Annotated in this window: 17 protein-coding genes; all 17 read right to left on the bottom strand. The window is 61.7% G+C overall.

Annotated elements, in window-relative coordinates:
* Window positions 1-335: 335 nt before the first annotated feature.
* The 17 genes from lysS to nadA all read right to left on the bottom strand — a co-directional run bounded on the left by lysS (window position 336) and on the right by nadA (window position 16,222).
* A complete protein-coding gene (gene lysS / locus IDH44_RS24700; protein ID WP_190921493.1) occupies window positions 336-1,865 on the bottom strand; it encodes a lysine--tRNA ligase in 1,530 nt (509 codons plus the stop codon).
* A 106-nt stretch (window positions 1,866-1,971) separates the two neighbouring features.
* On the bottom strand, window positions 1,972-2,448 hold the full coding sequence (greA, locus tag IDH44_RS24705) for a transcription elongation factor GreA (protein ID WP_190921494.1): 477 nt from the start codon (window positions 2,446-2,448) through the stop codon (window positions 1,972-1,974).
* Between the two features lie 343 nt (window positions 2,449-2,791).
* Window positions 2,792-3,811, bottom strand: a complete 1,020-nt coding sequence (gene dusB, locus IDH44_RS24710; RefSeq protein WP_190921495.1) for a tRNA dihydrouridine synthase DusB — start codon at window positions 3,809-3,811, stop codon at window positions 2,792-2,794.
* A gap of 50 nt (window positions 3,812-3,861) precedes the next feature.
* A complete protein-coding gene (locus tag IDH44_RS24715; RefSeq protein ID WP_190921496.1) occupies window positions 3,862-4,083 on the bottom strand; it encodes a helix-turn-helix domain-containing protein in 222 nt (73 codons plus the stop codon).
* Window positions 4,035-4,610, bottom strand: a complete 576-nt coding sequence (gene folK / locus IDH44_RS24720; RefSeq protein WP_190921497.1) for a 2-amino-4-hydroxy-6-hydroxymethyldihydropteridine diphosphokinase — start codon at window positions 4,608-4,610, stop codon at window positions 4,035-4,037. The genes IDH44_RS24715 and folK overlap by 49 nt, the downstream gene beginning before the upstream one ends.
* Entirely contained in the window at window positions 4,582-4,974 is a 393-nt protein-coding gene (gene folB / locus IDH44_RS24725; protein WP_190921498.1) for a dihydroneopterin aldolase, read from the bottom strand. Before folB ends, folK begins: the two co-directional genes overlap by 29 nt.
* Before the next feature lie 14 nt (window positions 4,975-4,988).
* Window positions 4,989-5,846 carry a dihydropteroate synthase gene (folP, locus tag IDH44_RS24730; RefSeq protein ID WP_190921499.1) on the bottom strand — a complete coding sequence of 286 codons (858 nt, stop codon included), beginning with the start codon at window positions 5,844-5,846 and terminating at the stop codon, window positions 4,989-4,991.
* On the bottom strand, window positions 5,843-6,757 hold the full coding sequence (locus IDH44_RS24735) for an aminotransferase class IV (RefSeq protein ID WP_190921500.1): 915 nt from the start codon (window positions 6,755-6,757) through the stop codon (window positions 5,843-5,845). The genes folP and IDH44_RS24735 overlap by 4 nt, the downstream gene beginning before the upstream one ends.
* A complete protein-coding gene (gene pabA, locus IDH44_RS24740; RefSeq protein WP_190921501.1) occupies window positions 6,754-7,335 on the bottom strand; it encodes an aminodeoxychorismate/anthranilate synthase component II in 582 nt (193 codons plus the stop codon). The genes IDH44_RS24735 and pabA overlap by 4 nt, the downstream gene beginning before the upstream one ends.
* Window positions 7,336-7,350: 15 nt before the next feature.
* The gene (locus IDH44_RS24745) at window positions 7,351-8,925 is read right to left on the bottom strand and encodes an anthranilate synthase component I family protein (protein WP_397326843.1); all 1,575 of its coding nucleotides are present in this window, start codon (window positions 8,923-8,925) and stop codon (window positions 7,351-7,353) included.
* Window positions 8,926-9,091: 166 nt separating this feature from the next.
* Window positions 9,092-10,030 carry a cysteine synthase A gene (gene cysK, locus IDH44_RS24750; RefSeq protein ID WP_190921503.1) on the bottom strand — a complete coding sequence of 313 codons (939 nt, stop codon included), beginning with the start codon at window positions 10,028-10,030 and terminating at the stop codon, window positions 9,092-9,094.
* Window positions 10,031-10,129: 99 nt separating this feature from the next.
* Window positions 10,130-11,095: a peptidylprolyl isomerase gene (locus IDH44_RS24755; RefSeq protein ID WP_190921504.1), complete on the bottom strand. Its 966-nt coding sequence runs from the start codon at window positions 11,093-11,095 to the stop codon at window positions 10,130-10,132.
* Window positions 11,096-11,107: 12 nt separating this feature from the next.
* Entirely contained in the window at window positions 11,108-12,007 is a 900-nt protein-coding gene (hslO, locus tag IDH44_RS24760; RefSeq protein WP_190921505.1) for an Hsp33 family molecular chaperone HslO, read from the bottom strand.
* Between the two features lie 19 nt (window positions 12,008-12,026).
* A complete protein-coding gene (locus IDH44_RS24765) occupies window positions 12,027-12,797 on the bottom strand; it encodes a type III pantothenate kinase (protein ID WP_190921506.1) in 771 nt (256 codons plus the stop codon).
* Window positions 12,794-13,672 carry a carboxylating nicotinate-nucleotide diphosphorylase gene (gene nadC / locus IDH44_RS24770; protein ID WP_190921507.1) on the bottom strand — a complete coding sequence of 293 codons (879 nt, stop codon included), beginning with the start codon at window positions 13,670-13,672 and terminating at the stop codon, window positions 12,794-12,796. The genes IDH44_RS24765 and nadC overlap by 4 nt, the downstream gene beginning before the upstream one ends.
* Window positions 13,665-15,284, bottom strand: a complete 1,620-nt coding sequence (nadB, locus tag IDH44_RS24775; RefSeq protein ID WP_190921508.1) for an L-aspartate oxidase — start codon at window positions 15,282-15,284, stop codon at window positions 13,665-13,667. Before nadB ends, nadC begins: the two co-directional genes overlap by 8 nt.
* The gene (gene nadA / locus IDH44_RS24780) at window positions 15,284-16,222 is read right to left on the bottom strand and encodes a quinolinate synthase NadA (protein WP_190921509.1); all 939 of its coding nucleotides are present in this window, start codon (window positions 16,220-16,222) and stop codon (window positions 15,284-15,286) included. Before nadA ends, nadB begins: the two co-directional genes overlap by 1 nt.
* Between the last annotated feature and the right edge of the window lie 45 nt (window positions 16,223-16,267).

Raw genomic sequence — 16,267 nt, forward strand, 5'->3', positions numbered from 1 at the left:
GGAGCTTGGTTAGCTCATTCGTTGTTTTGCTCTTCCAGATTCCCGAAAGAATCTGGGGCTTTACGCTCGTTGTTCAGTTTTCAAGGAACCATCGTAGTGCTTTTGCATGTCCTCGCTCTCTCAAGCGGCGACTATAAGAATATAACACAGGCCTATACCCAATTGCAAGGCTTTTTAAAAACTTTTTTTAGAAAGACAAAACGGTCGGGGCGATCCTACGGGAAAGGCATCAAAAAAAGCTGGCGGCAGGGGAGTCTCCCCTGTGGCCGCCAGCCTTTCTCCTGCCGTCTGCCTCCCCTTCGAGGAGCACAATGGCATATCTTCCGAGATGCGTCTTATTCGCCAGTGCGCTCGCGCATCAGCGGGAACAGCAGGACATCGCGGATCGAAGGGGCGTTGGTCAACAGCATGACCAGCCGATCGATCCCGATGCCGAGCCCGCCCGTCGGCGGCAGTCCGTACTCCAGCGCCCGAATGAAGTCCTCGTCCATTTCATGGGCCTCGTCGTTGCCCTGCTCCTTCTCCTGCAGTTGGGACTCGAAGCGTTCGCGCTGGTCAATCGGATCATTGAGCTCGGTAAATGCATTGGCATGCTCCCGCGCTACGATGAACAGCTCGAAGCGTTCCGTAAACCGCGGATCGTCCGCGCTCTTTTTCGCCAACGGCGAAATGGCGACCGGATGCCCCGTCACAAACGTCGGCTGAATCAATGTCTCCTCGACAAAAGCTTCAAAGAACGCATTGACGATATGACCGAAGGTCATATGCGGCTCTACCGGCACCTTGTGCTCCTTTGCCAGGACATGGGCTTGTTCGTCCGTCATCGGCTCGCGGAAGTCGACCCCGGTCGCTTCCTTGACCAGATCGACCATCGCCGCGCGGCGCCAAGGCTGGCCGAGCTCGACTTCGTAGTCTTGATACGCAATCGTAGTCGTACCCAGCACCTCCTGGGCGATATGCACGACCAACTGTTCCGTCAGCTCCATGATATCGGTGTAGTCGGCATAAGCCGCATACAACTCGATCATTGTGAATTCCGGATTGTGGCGCGTAGAGATGCCTTCGTTGCGGTAGACTCGGCCGATCTCGTACACCTTCTCCATGCCGCCGACGATGAGCCGCTTCAGGTGCAGCTCGATGGCGATCCGCATGTACAGCTCCATATCGAGCGCATTGTGGTGGGTAATGAACGGGCGTGCCGCCGCACCGCCGGCAATGCTGTGGAGGGTGGGCGTCTCCACCTCCAGGTAGCCGAGCGAGTCCAGGTAGCGGCGCATGGACTGAATGATCCGCGAGCGCGTGACGAACGTCTGCTGGACGTCCGGATTCATGATCAGATCGACATAGCGCTGGCGATAACGCAGCTCGACATCCTTCAGACCATGGAATTTTTCCGGGAGCGGCAGCAGCGATTTGGTCAGAACGACCACCTCACGCGCCTTGACCGAGGTCTCTCCGGTTTTCGTTTTGAACACCTCGCCGCGCACACCGACGATATCGCCGATATCGAGCAATCCGAAGCCTTTGTAGGCCGCCTCGTCCACCGTATCCTGCCGGACATAGATTTGAATTTTACCGCTCAGGTCCTGGATATGCGCGAATGCCGCCTTGCCCATACCCCGTTTTTGCATGATGCGGCCGGCAATCTGCACCTCGGCCGGGTGCTCGGCCAGCTCTTCCTTGCTGATTGCGCCGTATTCCTCGTGGATGCGGGCGGCTTCGTGCGTGCGCTCGAAGCGTGCGCCGAACGGATCGATCCCCAGGTTGCGCAGCTCCCCCAGCTTGTCGCGGCGAATTTGCAGCAGCTCGCTCAGGGCTTCCTCCCGTCCCGCCTCCGTTGTAACCTCTACATTTTGATCCGACACTTGATGTCCATCTCCTTTACCAGCATAGGCAAAACCATGGTATTTCCTATAAGTTTTGAAAAAAAGCTCCCAAAAGGAAGCTTTTCAATCGGCGATTGGTTCGAACTTACTTTTTAATATCAATAATTTTATATTCAATGACGCCTGCCGGGACGTTGACTTCGACGACATCGCCTTTTTTCTTGCCGAGAATGGCCTTGCCGACCGGGCTCTCGTTCGAAATCTTGTTCTGCGACGGATCGGACTCGGCAGTGCCGACGATCGTATACTCCATTTTGTCTTTGAATTCAAGATCCTCCACCTCGACGATCGAGCCGATGCTGACCGTGTCGATGTCGATATCGTCATTATTGATGATGCGTGCGTTGCGCAGCATTTTCTCCAAGGTGATGACGCGGCCCTCAATGAAAGCCTGCTCGTTTTTGGCGTCCTCGTACTCGGAGTTTTCACTGATGTCCCCGTATCCGATTGCAATTTTGATCCGCTCCGCCACCTCGCGGCGCTTCACCGACTTCAAGTTTTCCAGTTCCTCTTCCAGCTTCTTCAGCCCGTCTTGGGTCAGAATAATCTCTTTATCGCTCATCTTACCATTTCTCCTGTCATGTGACTTATTTTCATACCGAATGTATGAACTCACTTGGTACTTCACAGCAGCGCCGGACACACATGATGACATATCAGGAGGGGGCAAGCATCAGCGGGAACAAGGATGCCCTCTGGAGCTCCTGTTTGTAGGCAGGTCAAATTTCTATTGCATGATTATATTTCAAATTTGACCCAAATGTCAATGACGGTCAGCCGCCCTTATGTAAGCGCTATGCTCGCTATAGCGCAAGCGTGCCGGAATCCGGCACGCTTGCGCTAACGAACGGGCTGCCGGCCGGCAGCCGAAAAAGCATGGCCGCCCCGGCGGGGCGGCATAGCGGCTATACCGACTGGGCGATGGCCGGCCGCTCCTCGGACGAGACCTCTTGCTCGGCCAGCGAGTCGATGTATCCGCCGAGAATATGCACCATCTTGTCGCGGCTTGTCTCTTCCATGATATGATCTTTGATGCGGGCCGCGCCAGGCAGTCCTTTGAGGTACCAGGCCAAATGCTTGCGCATCTCGCGCACCGCCACCGATTCGCCCTTGAGTGCGATCAGCCGATCCATGTGGAGGATGGCGATCCGCATCTTCTCGGCCGGCTCCGGATCAGGCAGCAGCTCCCCGGTGGTCAAGTAGTGCACCGTGCGGTAGAGCATCCACGGGTTCCCGAGTGCGCCGCGTCCGATCATGACCCCGTCGCAGCCGGTGTGCGCCAGCAGCCGCTGCGCGTCCTCTGGCGTGAACACGTCGCCGTTGCCGATGACCGGGATCGACACCGCTTCTTTGACTTCCTTGAGAATGTCCCAGTCGGCATGACCGGTGTACAGCTGTTCGCGCGTACGGCCGTGCACGCTCACCGCCTGCCCGCCTGCTCGCTCGATGGCGCGCGCATTCTCCACGGCATAGATATGCTCGCTGTCCCAGCCGATCCGCATTTTCACCGTGACCGGCTTCTGGACTGCATCGACCGCTGCCGCTACCATCTCGTAAATTTTGTTCGGATCGAGCAGCCAGCGCGCGCCTGCGTCACATTTGGTAACCTTTGGCACCGGACAGCCCATGTTGATATCGATGATGTCCGCATTGGTCTGGCGGTCGACCACCTTGGCCGCCTCGACCAGCGACTCGCGGTCGCCGCCGAATATTTGCAGGCTGAGCGGCTTCTCCCGCTCATCCACATACAGCATTTCCAACGTCCGCTTGTTGCCGTGCAGGATCGCCTTGTCGCTCACCATCTCCGCACAGACCAGTCCGCAGCCGAATTCTTTGGCAATCAGGCGGAATGCCGGATTGCACACGCCGGCCATCGGGGCCAGCACGACGTTGTTTTTCATGGTGATTGATCCGATTTTCAGCATGCTTCTCCATGCTCCTTTCCTGACTTTGCGTTCCTTCGCTGTTTCTTTCTTCAATCCTTGATCCGATACGTATTCCCGACCAATTCCGCGAGCTCGATGCCGAGCGTATCGGCGATATGCTCCAGCAGCTTGGCATCCGGCCGGCGCGTTCCCCGCTCCAGCGAGCCTAGCACAGCCACGGATACGCCAAGCCGCTCGGCCAGCTCTTGCTGCGTGTGCCCTTTCAGCTTTCGGAAGGCGCGGATGCGCTGGGCCAGCTGATCGTATTCCATAATGTGATGCCTTCCTTTCCAATACGACGCGCCTCGGCCGCTATCGCCTGCACCGCATGCGGATCGGGAAGTCCCCGCGCCGCTTGCGCCTGCAAGACATCGGACAACGGCACGAGCACGAATGCCCGCTCCATCATGCGCGGATGAGGCAAGATAAGCTCCGACTCATCCAGGATCGCGTCCTCGTATGCCAGCAGATCCAGATCGATGGTCCGGGGCCCCCAGCGTTGCTCGCGCACGCGCCCGAGCTGCTGCTCTGTCTCCAGCAGCAGCCCGAGCAGTGCATGCGGCGACCTCCGCGTCCGCAGCGCAGCGGCCATATTAAGAAAAGCCGGCTGCTCGGTGTAGCCCACCGGGTCGGTCTCGTAGATGCCAGACACTTGAAGAATCCGTACGCCGGGCGTCTCGTCCAGTCGACGCAGCGCTTGACGCAAAAAGTCGTCGCGCGCGCCCAGATTCGAGCCGAGCGCGATGTATGCGAGCGCCGGAGCCGAGGCTTCAGGCCCAAGCGGCGACGATCTGTCCATGCGCATCCCGCTTTCTGCGCAGCTCGATGACTACGCCGTCGAATTGAATATCGAACGGCGGGTGAGGCTTCACGACCCGTACCGTCACTTCGTTTATCCTAGTATACGAGTCCAGAAGCTTAGATGCAATGGCACCGGCCAACGCTTCCACCAACTGGAACGGCTTGCCTTCGACAATTTCCTTGGTCAGGGCGTGAAGATCCGCATAATTGATCGACTGCGCGATGTCGTCGCTGGCGGCAGCCTCGCGCAGGTCGAGCAGCAGCTCAAGATCGACGCCGAAGCGCTGCCCCAGCTTGTTCTCTTCTTCAAAAACGCCGTGGTATCCATAAAATTGCATGCCCTTGAGCATCATCCGATCCACAACTTCGCCTCCTCTTACTCGGTGATCTGCGCCTGCCGATAGACGATCGCATCGCACATCCGCGCGATCCGCGCCATCGGCGCAATGTCATGGACGCGCACAATTTGGCAGCCCTGCGCAATGCCGAGCGCCACAGTCGCCGCCGTGCCCTCCACGACCTCGTCCGCATCCAGCTCCAGCGTGCGGCGGATGAATCGCTTGCGCGAGGTGCCCAGCAGCAGCGGGTAGCCGAGCTCCGCCAGCGTATCCAGTTGTCCCATCAGCCGCAGGTTGTCTTCGTACGACTTGGCAAAGCCGATGCCCGGATCGAGCCAGATGCGGGCAGGCTCGACACCGGCCGACAGCGCCGTCTGCGCGCATCGCGCCAGATCCTCCCGCACGTCATGCGCCAATTCGACATAATTCGTATCGGCGCGATTGTGACTAATGACGACCGGGCAGCGATACGCAGCCGCGACCGCCGCCATGTCGGGATCGGCCTGCAGCCCCCAGATGTCGTTGATGATATGCGCGCCTGCCTGCAGCGCTTGACGCGCCGTCTCGGCCTTGTACGTATCGATGGACAGCGGCACGCCCGGCATCGCCTCGGCCAGTGCGCGCACCGTCGGCAGGACGCGGGCCAGCTCGCGCGTCACATCGACCGGCGCGCTGCCGGGACGAGTGGACTCGCCGCCGATATCGATGATGTCCGCGCCCGCATCGACCATCGCTCTGGCGTGCCTGACGGCCCGCTCCAGGTCGTCGTAGCGTCCCCCATCGGAGAAGGAGTCCGGCGTCACATTGAGAATGCCCATAATCAACGTGCGCTCGCCGAGCGCGAGCTGCGTGCCGTCCTTCCATACATAGCTTCTGCGCCGTATCGTCGCCCTCATCGCCGCCCCTCCTCGCCCTGCGGCTGCGCGGCGCCTACCGCGCGCCACGCCTGCTCGCGGTACAGTTGCAACAGCCGTCTGCAGATCGGCCCGCTCTGCCCTGCGCCTATCGTCGTCTTCGTACCGTCTGTGCCGATGATTGCAGTGATCGGCACCAGCTCCTGTATGGCATTGGTTACCCAAATTTCGTCCGCTTCAAACAGCAAGTCCGGGCGGTAGCGTCCTTCCCCGCACGACACACCGGCGGCATGCGCCAGCTCGAGCACCTTGGCGCGCGTGATGCCCGGTAAAATGCCGGTCCCGATCTCGGGCGTGCAAACGACGCCTTCGCGAACGAAAAACAAATTGCTGACGATGCCCTCCGCGAGCCAGCCGTCCTGCGTCAGCATCAGCCCCTCGGCTTCCGGCGGGCCCGCGGCCGCCAGCTCCCGCTTGGCGAGAATATTATTCATATAATGGAGCGATTTCATGCGCACGCCGCCCTCCGGGGTATTGCGAGGCAGACGCAGCAGGCGCAGCGGCTTGCCGTGCGTATCCAAGCGGCCGGGCAAAGCGGGCAGCGGCTTGACCAGCAATATCGCATTAGGCGCCTCGTAGTCGCCGCTAGGCAAGCCGAGCTCGCCGACGCCGGCGCTAACGGTCAGACGGACATAGGCTTCCTCCAGCCCGCAGGCGTCCATCAGCCGACGCAGCCATTCGCGGATAACGTCAGGGTCGGCCTCGTAGCAAATGCCAAGCGCGCGGCAGCCCTCCTGCAAGCGAGCGAGATGACGCTCCAGCAGCCACGGCTCCCCGCCGTAGGTGCGCAGCGTCTCGAACAGCCCGAGCCCGTACAAAAAGCCGTGCTCGTAGACCGAGAGCACGGCTTGGTCCGCGTCGAGCACGGACCCGTTGTACCCGACCTTCATCATCGGGGGGCGCCCGCCTGGATCGCCAGGAAGTTGCGCAGCAGCGTCAAGCCGTGCTCGGTAATAATCGATTCGGGGTGGAACTGCACGCCCTCGATCGGATATTCCCGATGCCGCAGCGCCATGATCTCGCCCTCGTCCGTCTCGGCGCTGATCTCCAGACAGTCCGGCAGCGTGTCGCGCTTCACGATCAGCGAGTGATAGCGGGTCGCCGTATACGGCGACGGCACCCCCGCGAAGATCGTCCGGCCGTCATGGCGAATGCTGGAGGTCTTGCCGTGCATCAGCTTGTCGGCGCGCACGACATCCCCGCCAAAAGCCTGTCCGATCGCCTGATGCCCGAGGCAGACGCCAAAAATCGGGATCTCGCCCTTGAAGCGCTCGATCAACGCCAGGCTGATGCCCGCCTCGCTCGGCGTACAGGGGCCTGGCGAGATAAGAATATGGTCCGGCCGCAGCTCGGCAATGCCCTCCAGATCGATCTCGTCGTTGCGCTTGACGACAATCTCCTCGCCAAGCTCGCCCAGATACTGCACCAGGTTAAATGTAAACGAATCGTAATTGTCGATGACCAGGATCACATCGCTCGCCTCCTTCTATCGTGCCGCTGTACCGGCCGTGCGCTCGCTATATTCGATCGCCTTCCACAGCGCCTTCGCCTTATTCAGCGATTCGTAATACTCCCGCTCCGGATCGGAGTCGATCACGATGCCCGCTCCGGCCTGGATATGGACGGAACCGTCCTTGACGGTCATCGTGCGGATAATAATATTAAATTCCATATCGCCGTTGTAGTCAATCCATCCCATCGAGCCGGTATACGGCCCGCGGCGCACCGGCTCCAGCTCCTCGATAATCTCCATCGTCCGAATCTTCGGCGCGCCGGTGATCGTCCCGCCGGGAAAGGTCGCCGCAACGACGTCGAATGCGTCCTTGCCGGCCGCCAGCCGCGCCTCCACCTGAGAGACGAGATGCATGACGTGCGAGTAGCGCTCGATGATCATCAGCTCGTCCACCCGGACGGAGCCGTAGGCGGCAATCCGTCCCAGATCGTTGCGCTCCAGATCGACGAGCATGATGTGCTCGGCCCGCTCCTTCTCATTGGTGCGCAGCTCCTCCGCCAGCGCCGCATCCTCCGCCTCGGTGCGCCCGCGTCGCCTGGTGCCGGCGATCGGCCGCGCCGCGAGCCGGCCCTCGCGGGCGAGTACGAGCAGCTCCGGCGAAGCCGAGACGAGCTGGAAGTCCGGGCAGCGCAGCATGCCCATATACGGAGAGGGATTGATCAGCCGCAGCCACTCGTACAGCTCCTCGGAGGAGGCGAGGAGCTCGCGGCTCTGGCGCAGCGAGAGATTGACCTGGAAGACGTCGCCCTGCGCGATGTAGTCCTGGATGCGCAGCACCGCAGCCTCGAAGTCCCGCTTGGAAAAGGGCGAACGTATCCCGGTCATGTCCTCGACGTTGATCTGCAGATCATCCGCCCGCATCTGCTCGCGCCGGCGCCGATCCGCCGCGGCGCCCGCCCCGTCGCCGGCGACTCGGCATAGCTCGCGCCACAGCCGAGCCATCTCCTGCGCGCGCTGCGCCGCCTCGTCATAGCTGGCGCGCAGGGTGTCTCCTCCCGGCGCGTCCGGCTCCAGATGCGTGTGGACCGCGCAATGCAACAGGTCCCGCTCGTGATCGATGATCCACAGCTCGTCGAGCTGCAGGAACAGGTAGTCCGGCACCCGCAGGTCGTCCTGCGCCTGCACGGGCAACGACTCGATCGCGCGTACGACATCGTAGCTCCAATAGCCGGCGCTGCCGCCAAGCAGCGGCGGCGCTCCCTCCAGCCGCGGACTGCGACGGCGCGAATGCCAGGCCCGCACCACCTCTAGCGGCGCGCCGTGCAGCGACTCGCGGACCGTGCCGTCGATCGGATCGAGCCGCTCGGCGCGACCGTCCTTGCCGCGCAGCACCTCCGCCGGCCGCAGGCCAAGATACGTGTATCGGCCAGTCTTGCCGCTCTCCAGAATAATGGCGTAAGGGGACGCCGCCTGCCATGCCCCCAGCCAATCGGCAAGGCGATGTCCGGGCAGCGAGGCAGCTATCGTATGCAGATACGGCAAGGTCGTGAAGCCCCCGTTTTGTCGCCAGGCCTGCCATTGATCATACGAGGTAACACCTAGTGACACCGAGCATCCCTTTCCTTTCCGATCATGCTGCCGACTTTCAAAGAATCTGTCGAAATGTTGCATTCAAAATACCACATGTCTCCGGACAATTCAAGCGCCGGCCATACCGCATAAAAGCGCCCTTCACCAAAAGTGAAGGGCGCCGGCTATGGCAGGTCCGAATACATTAGTTCTCGAAGTTAAAGAGCGGCGTGCTCAGGTAACGTTCGCCGTTGCTCGGCACGACTGCGACTACGCGCTTGCCGCTGCCCAATTCCTTGGCCACGCGCAGCGCGGCGTAGATTGCAGCGCCGGAGGAGATGCCGCACAGGATGCCTTCTTCCTTGGCCGCGCGACGCGCGTATTCAAACGCTTCTTCGTTCTCGACGGTGATGACGCCGTCATACACCTCGCGGTTCAGGATATCGGGGACGAAATTTGCGCCGATGCCTTGAATTTTGTGCGGGCCGGGCTTGCCGCCGGACAGGATGGGAGACGCCGCCGGCTCCACCGCATAAATCTTGATGTCCGGGTAGCTTGCTTTCAACACTTCGCCGGCGCCGCTGATGGTGCCGCCGGTGCCGATGCCCGCCACGAAGGCATCCAACTGGCCGTCCAGCGAGTTGATCGCTTCGACAATTTCCGGTCCTGTCGTTTCGCGATGCACCTTGACGTTCGCTTGATTTTTGAACTGCTGCGGCATGAAATAGGACGGGTTCTCCTTTTGGATCTCCTCCGCCTTGCGCACTGCGCCATTCATGCCCTCCGAGCCCGGCGTCAGGACGATATCCGCACCGTAGGCGCGCAGCAAATTGCGGCGCTCCAGACTCATCGTCTCCGGCATGACGAGGATGGTCTTGTAGCCTTTGGCCGCTGCGACGAGGGCAAGGCCGATGCCGGTATTGCCGCTGGTCGGCTCGACAATCGTATCGCCTGGCTTGAGGAGGCCTTCCTGCTCTGCGACCTCGATCATGCTGATCGCGATGCGATCTTTTACGCTGGCACCCGGATTCTGGTATTCCAATTTGACATAAATCTCCGCGCTGCCTTCGGGTACGAGACGATTCAAACGAACAAGCGGAGTATCTCCGATTAATTCGGTCACATTTTGGACGATTCTGGCCATTGCGTGTGCGCCTCCCTTATTTCCGACTATTTCGGTTGGGTTTACTACCTTTATCTTAACAAGTCGCACATGCTGTGTCAATAGCCAAGTTCATAAGGGTCAATTCCCAAGCTCATATGGCGGCAGGACCTGCGCCTCGTATTTGAGGAGCAAGTCCCGTTCCACTTCGTGCAGCGGGGGCGCGAGCGACAATGCCGCCAGCCGAAAAGCCGCTTCCCGAATGCGCGTTTCGTCCATTTGCTGGGAAACCGTGCGTTCGTTGAGCCGAATGACGGCGTAGCCGTCGTCCACGACCAGCGGACCGGCGATCGCCCCGACCTCGAGCTCCGCAGCCGCCTCCAGCACCGCCGGATCGACAAACGGATCGTCGAGGTCGACCTGACCGATCTCGCCGCCGATCTCGGCGGTGTATTCATCCATGGAATAACGCCGTGCCAGCGCGGCAAAGGACGCGCCGTCCTCCAGCTCGCCGACCGCCTGCTCCGCCAGCCGCGGCGTCTCGGTCAGGATCCAGGCCAGATCGACGCGAATGTCCGGCGCGAAGCGTGCGGGATGACTGTCGATGTAGGCATCGACCTCCGCCTCGCCCACCTCCACCGCCCGCATCGCGATCTGCTCCAGCAGCAGGCGGTATTTGGCGTCCTCGGCGACCTGTTCCTTGGTCAGACCGAGCTGCCCCTCCATCGCTTGATAAAAATCTGCCTCGCTCGCGTACCCATCGATCATTCGCGCCAGCTCGCGCTCCACCTCGGCCGCCGAGACGGACAGGCCGACCGCTTCCGCCTCCAGATCGATGGCCCGCCGGACCATCAGCGTATACAGCACTTGCTTGCCGAATTGTTGCTCGAGCGCCTGCAGCAGCTCGTCCTTGGTGACGGCCTTGCCGCCGACCTGTCCGACTACTGCGCCGCCGTCCGGCGCCGCCGGCTCCGGCTCCGCAGGCGGGACTGCCGGAGCGCCGCCCGCGCTGACGGGCAGCAGCCGGATCAGCACAACGACGGCTACCACAATCATGCAGGCGGCCTGGACCGCGATCAGTCCTTTGAGAAGATCCGTTCTCCGCATCCCGCTCCCGCCCTAGCGCTCGGCCTGCGGCCGCGCTTGCTCCAGCAGCGCCTCAAGCGCAGGGCGGTCGAAGGTGTAGGCTTCGTTGCAGAAATGACAGAGCACCTCGGCTTGTCCGTCCTCCTCGATCAACTGCACCAGCTCCGCCTCGCCCATGCTGATCAGCGTCTGCTCGACGCGCTCGCGCGAGCACGGGCATGCATAGGCGATGGCCAGCGTTTCCATGATCTCCACATCGTCGCCGACGACGAAGCGGAGCACCTCCTCCGGCGTCTCGCCTTGGTCGAGCAGCGCCGTGAGCGGAGGCATCTGCGCGAGACGGCGTTCCAGATCGGCGATCTCATCGTCGTCCAGACCCGGCAGCAGCTGTACGATGAAGCCGCCGGCCTGCATGACCGAGCCGTCCGTGTCGACGAGCACGCCCAGTCCGACGGCGGAGGGCGTCTGCTCCGAGGTTGCAAAATAGTACGTAAAATCCTCGCCCAGCTCGCCCGATACGATCGGAATGCTGCCGCTGTACGGCTCCTTCATGCCCAGATCCTTGATGATATGAATGAACCCGCTGCGTCCTACCGCACCCGCCACGTCCAGCTTGCCTTGGGCGTTGCTCGGCAGATGCACCTCCGGATGATCGACGTAGCCGCGCACCTCGCCCGCGGCGTTGGCGTCGACTACAATCTGCCCGATCGGGCCGTCCCCCTTGACTTGAATCGTCAGCTTCTCCTTGCCCTTGAGCATGGCGCCCATCATCGCCCCCGCCGCGGCCGTGCGTCCGAGCGCGGCCGTGGCGGTCGGCAGCGTGCCGTGACGGCGCTGCAGCTCGCCCGCCAGCGCGGTCGTCCGGGCCGCGAACACGCGCAGCTTGCCGCCCCAGGCCGTGCCGCGCACGAGATGATCCTTGGCCGTATCCATATCGCTCACCCCTTCGCCCTCAGTTGGATTGATTGCGTGCATAGATCAGTCTTAGTCCCTCCAGCGTCAGCAGCGGGTCGACCTCGCGGATGGTCTCCGATTCGGCGGCGATCAGCTCCGCCAGCCCGCCGGTCGCAACCACGTACGGATCGACGCGGAATTCGCTGCGAATGCGCTTGACGATGCCGTCCACCTGACCCGCATAGCCGTAGATGATGCCGGCCTGCATGGATGTAACCGGGTTGCGGCCGATCACGCTCGGGGGCTTGACCAGCTCGATGCGCGGCAGCTTGGCCGCACGCTGATACAGCGCCTCCGTCGAGATGCCGATGCCCGGCACGATCGCGCCGCCCATATAGTTGGCGTCCCGGTCGATATAGTCGAAGGTCGTCGCCGTACCGAAGTCGACGACGATCAGCGGCGTGCCGTACTTCTCGATGCCCGCCACCGCATTGACAATCCGATCCGCGCCCACCTCGCGCGGATTCTCGTAGCGAATATTGAGTCCGGTCTTGATGCCCGGACCGACGATCAGCGGGCGCTGCCGCATGTACTTCAGACAGAGCTGCTCTAGCGTCCGCATGAGCGGCGGTACGACTGAGGAGATCATGATGCCGGCAATCTCGTCGATGCGCAGATCAGCCAGTTGCAGCAGGTTATGTATCGTGACCCCGTATTCGTCGACCGTCGCCGAGCGGTTCGTGCTCAAGCGCCAATGGTGGAGCAGCTCGCTGCCGCGGTAGACGCCGACCACAATATTCGTGTTGCCTACGTCGATGACGAGGATCATGAAGCGCCGCCCCCTTTGATGCCGCCCAGATCGAGACTGATGTCCAGCACCGCCGCCCCGTAGGTCAGCTCGCCGACCGAGACCACGTCGACGCCGGTGTCTGCGATGCCCCGGACGGTGTCGAGCCGCACGCCCCCGGAAGCCTCGATGACGACATGAGGCGCCCGCTCGCGAATGCGGCGCACCGCCTCGCGCATGCGCTCGGGCGCCATATTGTCGAGCATAATAATGTCTGCGCCGGCCGAGAGCGCCTCCTCGACCTGCTCCAGCGACTCCGTCTCCACCTCGATCTTCATCGTGTGCGGAATCGCACGGCGCGACGCCGCCACCGCCTGCCGGATGCCGCCGGCGCCGACGATATGATTGTCCTTGATCATCACCGCGTCATACAGCCCGAAGCGATGATTGGCGCCGCCGCCGACGCGGACGGCATACTTCTCCAACTGGCGATGGCCCGGCGTCGTCTTGCGCGTATCGACCAGCCGCACCGGCAAGCCCTGCAGCGCGTCCACATAGCGGCGCGTCTTGGTCGCGACGCCGCTCATGCGCTGCAGCAGATTGAGCGCGAGGCGCTCGCCCGTCAGCAGGCTATGTACGCTGCCCTCGACCTCTGCGAGAATCGTGCCCTTGTCCACCGCCGTGCCGTCCTCCACCGCCGGGCGATAGTCCAGCTGCGCATCCACCAGCTCGAATACGAGCGCCGCCACCGCCATGCCCGCGATGACCCCGCTCTCCTTGGCGTGGATCACCGCGCGGCCGCGCGTGCCCGTGGGAATGGTCGTCGCGGTCGATATGTCGCCTGCCCCGACATCCTCGGCCAGCCAGCTGCGCAGCTGCTCGCGCAGCGCATAGTCATAGTTCCATGCCTCATACATCGTCAATTCGCTCCTCCGTTACCCCATGCTCGCGGTGCAGCACCGTATGCTTGCGCCACAGCAGGTCGTCCCGCTCGGGAAAATCTTCGCGGTAATGCGCGCCCCGGCTCTCCTCGCGCGCGAGCGCGGCCTGGGCGATCAGCAGCGCGCAGGTCAGCATGTTGCCGAATTCAAATTCCTCGCGTCGCGTCAGCACCGTCTGAAAAATCGGCAGCTGTCGCTGAAGCTCCTCGACCCCCTTGACCAGGCCGATCGCATCGCGATTCACACCGACATAGCGCACCATGATTTTTTGCAGCTTGAGCCGCTTCTCCACGACCGCATGGATCGGATGCGCGCTGCGGCGCTCGTCCGGGCTCTCCTCGACCGATCCGGCCTGAAGGGGGGGCAGCTCTGCGATCCTGCCGGCGATGCGGCGGCCGAACACGATCGCCTCCGACAGTGAATTGCTCGCCAGCCGATTGGCGCCGTGCACGCCGGTCGAGGAGACTTCGCCGCAGGCGAACAGCCGCTTGAGACTGGTTTCGCCGCTCAGATCGGTTTTGACCCCGCCCATCATATAATGCGCAGCCGGAGCCACCGGAATCCAGTCGCTCGTCAGATCGAGGCCGTAGGTCAGACAAAATTCGTAAATGGTCGGGAATCGGTGCTTGACCATGTCCGCCGCCTCATGTGTAATATCGATGTACACGAAGGTGGACTTGGTCTTCTCCATCTCGCTCACGATCGCCCGCGCCACCACATCGCGCGGCGCCAGCTCGAGCTGCTCGTGGTAGCGCTCCATGAAGCGCTCGCCCTTGATGTTGCGCAGCACCGCTCCTTCGCCGCGGACCGCCTCGGAGATAAGGAAGCGCGGCGCGCCGGGATAGCAGAGCGAGGTCGGATGGAATTGAATAAATTCGACGTCCTGAATCAAGGCCCCCGCGCGGTACGCCATAGCGATGCCGTCGCCGGTGGCCACGTCGGGGTTCGTCGTATAGCGATACAACTGCCCGGCTCCGCCGGTGCTGAGCACGGTCGCTTTGCCGCGCACGATCAGGCGCTGCCCGTCCGGCTTTTGCAGCAGGACGCCGCAGCATTCGCCGTCTGCGGTCAGCAGATCGAGGACGAAGTGGTCGTCCCATTCTTCGATGTTCGGATGCGACAGGGTCTTCTCCGACAAGGCGCGCACGATCTCATAACCGGTCGCATCGCCGTTGGCATGCAGGATGCGCCGCTGGCTGTGCGCGCCCTCCTTGGTCAGCGCATAGCTGCCGTTCTCCCGGTCGAACTGCGTGCCCATGCCGACCAGATCCCGCACGCCGCTCGGCCCCTCGTGCACGAGCAGATTGACCGCATCATGCGCGCATAGCCCGGCACCGGCGATGAGCGTGTCCTGACGGTGATAGGCCGGCGAGTCATCCTCGGCGATGACTGCGGCGATGCCGCCTTGCGCATAGCGGGTATTGCTGTCGAGCACCGATTTTTTGGTGATCATGAGCACCCGCTGGCCGCTTTCCGCCGCCTTGATCGCGGTAAAAAGGCCGGCAATGCCGGCCCCGATGACAATGACGTCCTTTTCGACCGCAGGCAGCTCGTCTATCGTAAAATCGACCAGATAGCGAGGAATCATTACTTCACCTGCAGCATGCGTTCAAGCGAGAGCCGGGCCTGATCCGCGATGTGCGGCGGCACGTAGATTTGCGGCTGCATCGTTTCCAGGCATTTCACCAGCTTTTTGAGGTTGTTGACCTTCATATTCGGGCATACGAGGTACTTCGTCGCAAAATGGAACTCCTTGCCTGGACTGTCGAGCCGCAGCTGATAGCCGGTGCCGTCCTCCGTGCCAACGATGAATGCCTTGGTGTCCGACTCGCGGCAATATTTGATAATCGCCGTCGTGCTGCCGACAAAATCGCCGAGCGCCACGACCTCGGGCCGGCATTCCGGATGCACCACGAACTCCGCATTCGGGTGCTTGGCGCGCATTTCCTCGACATCCTTGACGGTCAGCATGTCGTGCGTGTTGCAATATCCTTCCCAGATGATCATTTTTTTGTCCGTTTTTTGCTGGACGTAATGGCCCAGGTTTTTGTCCGGCACCCAAATGATCTCATCGGCGTCCACCGAATTGACGACCTTGACCGCATTGGCGGAGGTGCAGCAAATATCGGTTTCCGCCTTGATTTCTGCGGACGAGTTGATATACGTGACCACTTTCGCATTCGGATGCTGCGCCTTCAGCTCGCGCAGCCCGTCCACGTTGACCATATCCGCCATCGGGCAGCCCGCCCGTTCGTCCGGAATGATCACGGTTTTATCCGGTGCCAATATTTTGGCGCTCTCGCCCATGAAATGCACGCCGCAAAAGACGATCGTCTCCGCATCGGTCTGCGCGGCCTTCTGCGCAAGCAAAAAGGAGTCGCCCCGAAAATCGGCAACCTCTTGAATCTCGTCCCGCTGGTAATAATGCGCCAGAATGATGGCATTGCGTTCCTTCTTCAATTGCAGGAGCCGCTCCTTGAGCTCGCGATTCTGCTGCTCCTTGCGCTCCAGTACAAGTGCGTCCACGGCACAATCCTCTCCTCACCTATGTCCATCCAAGACCCCGTGCTG

The sequence above is a fragment of the Paenibacillus sabuli genome (assembly GCF_014705605.1).
In the GTDB taxonomy this organism is placed as follows: domain Bacteria; phylum Bacillota; class Bacilli; order Paenibacillales; family Paenibacillaceae; genus Paenibacillus_D; species Paenibacillus_D sabuli.

Excerpts from the sequence above, each read along its gene's own strand:
- folP (WP_190921499.1), bottom strand. The coding sequence starts at position 5,846 with ATGAGGGCGACGATACGGCGCAGAAGCTATGTATGGAAGGACGGCACG.
- nadB (WP_190921508.1), bottom strand. The coding sequence starts at position 15,284 with ATGATTCCTCGCTATCTGGTCGATTTTACGATAGACGAGCTGCCTGCG.
- nadC (WP_190921507.1), bottom strand. The coding sequence starts at position 13,672 with ATGTATGAGGCATGGAACTATGACTATGCGCTGCGCGAGCAGCTGCGC.
- hslO (WP_190921505.1), bottom strand. The coding sequence starts at position 12,007 with ATGGATACGGCCAAGGATCATCTCGTGCGCGGCACGGCCTGGGGCGGC.
- IDH44_RS24715 (WP_190921496.1), bottom strand. The coding sequence starts at position 4,083 with ATGGAATACGATCAGCTGGCCCAGCGCATCCGCGCCTTCCGAAAGCTG.
- dusB (WP_190921495.1), bottom strand. The coding sequence starts at position 3,811 with ATGCTGAAAATCGGATCAATCACCATGAAAAACAACGTCGTGCTGGCC.
- IDH44_RS24765 (WP_190921506.1), bottom strand. The coding sequence starts at position 12,797 with ATGATCCTCGTCATCGACGTAGGCAACACGAATATTGTGGTCGGCGTC.
- greA (WP_190921494.1), bottom strand. The coding sequence starts at position 2,448 with ATGAGCGATAAAGAGATTATTCTGACCCAAGACGGGCTGAAGAAGCTG.
- IDH44_RS24735 (WP_190921500.1), bottom strand. The coding sequence starts at position 6,757 with ATGATGAAGGTCGGGTACAACGGGTCCGTGCTCGACGCGGACCAAGCC.
- folK (WP_190921497.1), bottom strand. The coding sequence starts at position 4,610 with ATGGACAGATCGTCGCCGCTTGGGCCTGAAGCCTCGGCTCCGGCGCTC.
- IDH44_RS24755 (WP_190921504.1), bottom strand. The coding sequence starts at position 11,095 with ATGCGGAGAACGGATCTTCTCAAAGGACTGATCGCGGTCCAGGCCGCC.
- cysK (WP_190921503.1), bottom strand. The coding sequence starts at position 10,030 with ATGGCCAGAATCGTCCAAAATGTGACCGAATTAATCGGAGATACTCCG.